General features: G+C 65.1%; 5 protein-coding genes. 4 read left to right on the plus strand and 1 reads right to left on the minus strand.

What is annotated here, in order from left to right; genetic code table 11:
- On the minus strand, positions 1–439 hold a 439-nt coding region (locus DB30_RS40175; RefSeq protein WP_146662858.1), incomplete at its 3' end, for a response regulator transcription factor.
- Positions 440–493: 54 nt separating this feature from the next.
- Here DB30_RS40175 and DB30_RS40180 point away from each other — a divergent pair.
- The 4 genes from DB30_RS40180 to DB30_RS40195 form a co-directional block, all read left to right on the plus strand.
- On the plus strand, positions 494–1477 hold the full coding sequence (locus DB30_RS40180; protein ID WP_146662860.1) for a class I SAM-dependent methyltransferase: 984 nt from the start codon (positions 494–496) through the stop codon (positions 1475–1477).
- 81 nt (positions 1478–1558) lie between these two features.
- The gene (locus DB30_RS40185) at positions 1559–2974 is read left to right on the plus strand and encodes a sigma-54-dependent transcriptional regulator (protein ID WP_240480438.1); all 1416 of its coding nucleotides are present in this window, start codon (positions 1559–1561) and stop codon (positions 2972–2974) included.
- Between the two features lie 280 nt (positions 2975–3254).
- Positions 3255–3953 carry a type IV pilin protein gene (locus DB30_RS40190; RefSeq protein ID WP_052559360.1) on the plus strand — a complete coding sequence of 233 codons (699 nt, stop codon included), beginning with the start codon at positions 3255–3257 and terminating at the stop codon, positions 3951–3953.
- An 86-nt stretch (positions 3954–4039) separates the two neighbouring features.
- Positions 4040–4244 (plus strand): type IV pilin protein (locus DB30_RS40195; protein ID WP_146662864.1); only part of this gene is annotated, 205 nt, incomplete at its 3' end.

Below are 4244 nucleotides of genomic sequence, written 5' to 3' on the forward strand. Positions count from 1 at the left end.
GCCGTGCTGCCGGGGCGGCGGCGGGCGGACGCGCCGCCGGTCGAGCGGCAGCAGGCTTGCTGGCCCCTCGCCCGAGCGCCGAAGCGACCTTGTCGATCAGCTCTTGGCTGTCAAACGGCTTGCCGATGTAGTTGTCCGCACCCGCAGCAGAGACCTCGGCCTCACCGATGCTCCCCTTGGCGGGGATCAGCATGATGACCGGGATGTTGGCCGTAGCTGGATTGGACTTGAGCGCCTGAACGACTTCGAAGCCGCTGGGCTCGCCAGGCGCGAGGCTATGATCGATGAGGACGACGTCGGCCTGCATCTGCTTGGCGCGAGCTACGGCCTCAGAACCCTTGCTCACCGCGGTCACCTTCGCGTCCTCGGCCGCGAAGGTGATCTTGATGGCCAAGCGCATTGTCTTGGAATCGTCGATCGCGAGGATCTTGGTGGGCATGTATCGAGTCCCCCGAGAGTTCGGTGTGACGGGCAAAGGCGTACCATGGGCGCCGTGAGTGGGTCAACGAAGCGGCCCGAACAGTCGCCTCAAAAACCAAGCGAGCCTGAGCGGCCGAGCGTCCTGCTCGACGGCCTGAGCGGGCTGAACGGGCCGATCGACCTGCGGTCGCGCGTAGCAGGTCGCTCAGGCGTCCATTCGAGCGGATCGAGCACCAGCGCGCGGGTGGCCTCGGCGAGCGTCACGGGGCCCTTCAGCCTCGGCTCGGCGTGGTCGCGCTTGGTCGACAGCCTCGCCGGCGACGTGATCCTCACCCACGTGCCGGGCCGAAGGGTGCTGGATCTCGGCTACGGGAGCCCGGAGATCAGCGGGTGGGTGAAGGCGCGCATCGGCGATCACCTCTCGATTGTGGAAAAGGGCGCGCTCGATCAGGCCGCCGGCCGGGTCGCCGAGACCTCGGGGTTCTTGCCCGCCAGTCAATTTCTGGACGCGGACGGCAACCTCATGATCCCCGAGGGAGATGAGGACGAGCCAAGCGTCAACTTGGCCGAGTACCCCGACGCCAACTTCGATGTCGTGTACTGCCTGCGAACCTTCCCCCACCTGGGCTACGACACGACCAGCTCCGAGCGGCTCGGGCGTCAGCTGCTGCGCGAGGCCGCGCGGGTGACCGTCGACGGCGGCGAGGTGTTTGTTCAGATCGCCAACCCACGCAGCTTGCGGGGCATCGTAGAGGGCATCCGCAACCCGATCACCGTGGTCTCGCGGCGACGCATGATCCTCGGCGATCGCTACGGCCTGACCCGCTGGGACACGATCCCCAGGTTCTTGCGCTTTGTCCCCCCCGAGCTCGAGTTCGTCCGCGTGCACGGACTTGGCGTGCTGATCCCCCACAACGCGACGCTCCACATCCCGCTGGTCGGCGGGGTGCTCTCGCGGCTCGAGTGGCGCCTGCGTGACCTCGCCCTGTTTCAGCGGTTCGGGGCCCAGATCCTGGTCGTGCTCCGTCGAGTCAACCGCGGTGACCCAGGTGTGTAGAAGCGAGCGGTCGGGTCCGCGCGCGGCAACGCGCCTGATCGCCTCCCACGAGCCCACGTCTATAGATGTAAGCTCCACACCGTGAGCGAGGTCGATCCGCTACCCGGGCGAGTTCTGGTCGTCGATGACGAGTTGGCGATGCGCGAATTCCTGAGCGTGTGTCTGGGCCGCGCTGGCCATCATGTGACCACGGCCAAGTCCGGCGCCGACGCCCTGCGCATGCTCACCGACGACAACATCGGCTTCGATGTGGTCATCTCCGATCTCACCATGCCTGGCGTGCCGGGCATGGAGGTCTTGCGGCACGCCCGCGCCCTGCCCCATCCGCCGCCCGAGGTCATCATGGCCACGGCCTACGCGACCACGGACACGGCGATCGAAGCCATGAAGATCGGGGCCTACGACTACCTGATCAAGCCGTTCAAGATCGACGAGATCCAGCTGCTGGTCCAGCGTGCGCTCGAGCGTCGGTGCCTCAGCACCGAGAACCGACGCCTGCGCGAGCAGCTAAAGGGCGTGGACGCGCTCGACCGCATGGTCGGTCGCTCGGAGTCCATGCAAAAGGTCTTCGATCTGGTCCGCCGGATGGCGACCACCCGCACCAACGTGCTGATCCGGGGCGAATCGGGCACGGGCAAGGAGCTCGTCGCCCGGGCGCTGCACAACCTCTCGGAGCGCGCCGATGGTCCGTTCGTCCCGGTCAACTGCGGCGCGATCCCAGAGCAGCTCATGGAGTCCGAGCTGTTCGGTCACGTCAAGGGCTCGTTCACCGGGGCCGCCGGTGACCGCCAGGGCATGTTCGAGGTCGCGGGCGGCGGCACCTTGTTCCTCGACGAGATCGGCGAGATCGATCCCGCGACGCAGGTCAAGCTGCTGCGGGTCTTACAAGAGCGAACGATTCGCCCCGTCGGCGGCAACGAAGAGGTGCCGGTCGACTGCCGGGTCGTGGCCGCGACCAACCGCGATCTCGAGGCGGCGGTCGAGAGCGGTGAATTTCGGCAAGACCTCTACTTTCGGCTCGACGTGGTTCGCATCGTGCTGCCGCCGCTGCGCCACCGGCCCGAAGACATCTCGCTGCTCGTCGAGCGCTTCTTCGATCGCTTCAATCGCGAGATGAAGCGCGAGCTAGTTGGAGTGTCGCGTGACGCCCTCGACTGGTTGCTGGCCTACGACTACCCCGGCAACGTCCGCGAGCTCGAGAACCTGATCGAGCGAGCCGTCGCGCTCGAGAGCACGCCCACCCTCACCGCCAATCACTTCCCAGATCGTCGCGCCCGCGCCGACGATGGCGGTCGGAACCCGAGCGCGTTCCCAGAAGACGGGCTCGACCTCGACGCCAGGCTCGCAGACCTCGAGCGCGAGTTGATTTTGGCCGCGCTCAGCCGCTCTGGCGGCGTCCGCAAGCGGGCTGCCAAGCTGCTACGCATCAGCTTTCGGTCGCTCCGCTATCGCCTCCAAAAGCTTGGTATCGAGGTGGGTCGGTCAGCGGATGGGTGAGCGTTCGTCGCACACCGGCCGATGTCCCGAAGGTCGGGGGAGTGATCTCTGGGACAAGCCAAAGTGCTTTGTTCGGACAGCGGTGCCAGGTTTGTTATGCTTTTGGGGTGACGCTTTGCGGCTCACGCCAAAGTTCGTCTGCACATGATCGACATTCTGCGGCAGAAACATGGATGGGATCATCTGCCCCACTCGCTAACTCATCGTGATCACTATGGATCATCACCGTAATCCAACTTTCATCTCCGGCACGAGTAGTGCTTACTCCCGTGGCACACCGATGCGGCCCACAACCCCACAACGCTCGATCACGCGCACGCTAGCGCATCCAGATCGCAGCGCCCTGGCTGGCCAGAGGGGCTTTACCCTCGTCGAGTTGATGACCGTCGTCGCGATCCTGGGGATCATGGCGACGCTCGCGCTGGTTGGGTACACGAAAAACGTTCGCAACGCGCGGCGAACCGAGGTCATCGGCGATCTCTCCAATCTCTCGCTGCGCGAGAACGGCCTGATGTCCGTGCGAGGGCACTACGCATCGACGTCGACCGGCGAAGACGACACCTACCCAGTCGCGCCGGGTCAGCTCGCCGACAAAGACGGCGCGATCCAGTGGTCGATCACCGACGAGGGGTACACCCGCGACGCCGTTGCGATCGGCACCCCCTACTTCCGCGCTGGCGGGGTCGAGCACGGCTTCGACGCGATGAGCTTCATGCCCGAGGGCGGCCACTCTTACTGCGCCTACGGGGTCATCACCGGCGACGGCACCAACGGCGAGTTTGGTGACGAGCCCCCAGCGCTTCCGCTCGCTGCCGAGGTGTTCCCCAACACCGACGTGCAGCTCGAGCGCTTCTACGCACGCGACTGGTTCTACGCGTTCGCCAAGTGCGACTTCGACCACGACGGCGTGTATTGGGAATTCACGACTGCTCACTTTGCCACCGACGTATCCATGGGTGACTCCAACTTCGGTGAGTGAGTGAGCGCCCGCTAGACAATCATCAGTAGCAAGCCACCGCCTGACCTCCGTCAGGCTGACACCCCGACGAAGGACAGGACAAAGACATGAAAAAGATCATCGACATGAAGCAGCTCAAGAACGCCAAGGGTTTCACGCTCATCGAGCTGATGATCGTGGTCGCGATTCTCGGCATCCTTGCCGTGGTCGCCGTCCCAGCGCTGCAAAAGTACATGCGCCGGGCCAAGACCGCAGAAGCCAAGACCCAGCTCGCCAAGATCTACGACGCGGCCTCGAGCTTCTTCAAGAGCG

The sequence above is a fragment of the Enhygromyxa salina genome, from assembly GCF_000737335.2.
GTDB lineage: Bacteria > Myxococcota_A > Polyangia > Nannocystales > Nannocystaceae > Plesiocystis > Plesiocystis salina_C.

Excerpts from the sequence above, each read along its gene's own strand:
- DB30_RS40190 (WP_052559360.1), top strand. The coding sequence starts at position 3,255 with ATGCGGCCCACAACCCCACAACGCTCGATCACGCGCACGCTAGCGCAT.